A 1,176-nucleotide genomic window follows, 5' to 3' on the forward strand; every position below is an offset into this window, starting at 1 on the left:
ATTGATAATCGCCATAAAGTCACTCAACGCAACGAGCACCGCAAGCAGCTTGATAGCAAAGTTCGAGAAGTCTTTGATGATAAAAAGGAACGCGACGGAGCAAGGCGCATTCAAAAAGAACTTGAGGAAAATGGTAATAAGCACGATGTAAAAACAATTGCCGCGAGCATGAAACGCCAGAGCTTAGTCGCGAAGGCCGCCGGTAAGTTCAAATGTACGACAGACAGTAAGCATAGGCTTCCTGTTGCCCCGAACTTGCTTAAGCAAGACTTTAATGCGACAGCACCAAACCAAAAGTGGGCTGGAGATATAACCTATCTAGCGACAAGCGAAGGTTGGATGTATTTAGCCGTTATTATCGACCTGTACTCACGGCAAGTCGTTGGTTGGTCAATGAGCACCAGAATGACCGCAACTCTGGTCTGTGACGCACTATCAATGGCATTGTTCCGCAGAGGCATGCCAGAAGACGTGATTATCCATAGTGATAGAGGTAGCCAATATTGCTCAAAATACTACCGAGATTTAATCGCAGCTCATAATCTAAAACAAAGCATGAGTAGGAAGGGGAATTGTTGGGATAACGCCTGTGTTGAAAGCTTTTTCCACTCAATGAAAGTAGAAGCCGTCCAATACGAGCCGATAATGACGCGAGAAGAGATGCGCCAAGCGCTTTTTGAATATATTGAAGTTGATTATAATCGAACAAGAAGGCACAGTGCTCTTGGGTATCTAAGCCCAGTTAACTTTGAAAAACAATATGTCGCTTAATGCAGTGTCCAGTCTAACTGGAGCAGATCACTATTGTGTTTTGGAAAGAACTTATCACGTTATCGATAATTTACATTATGGTGAAAGCTCACACATCGAGGTGTGGAATCGTTTTGGTAAGCATTTAGGCGAAAATGACTTAGATGGAAATCGAGTCGGTGATGCTGATAATACTAAAAACAACCCGGCATGGTTAGGGTAAAGAGTAGTACTAACCTCATAGTTTAGATCTACTAATTCAGCCAAGATTGATTGTAACCACGCCATAAACTCACGGGACCGCTTAATTAATGTTGAAGTTTCAGAGTGGGAGTGTTTGCTACTTTAACTCTCCTCTTTGTTGGATAGTTAGTATCCGCCCCACGAACCCACGGGGCGACTTGTCAGTGTTTGAAGTTCCAAGGT

1 protein-coding gene is annotated in these 1,176 nt (G+C 43.4%); it reads left to right on the forward strand.

Going from position 1 to position 1,176, the window contains the following annotated elements; all coding sequences use genetic code 11:
* On the forward strand, nucleotides 1-771 hold a 771-nt coding region (locus ACED42_RS21815), incomplete at its 5' end, for an IS3 family transposase (protein WP_371704154.1).
* Between the last annotated feature and the right edge of the window lie 405 nt (nucleotides 772-1,176).

The organism is Vibrio sp. FF145, from assembly GCF_041439075.1.
GTDB classification, from domain to species: Bacteria; Pseudomonadota; Gammaproteobacteria; order Enterobacterales; family Vibrionaceae; genus Vibrio; species Vibrio tasmaniensis_A.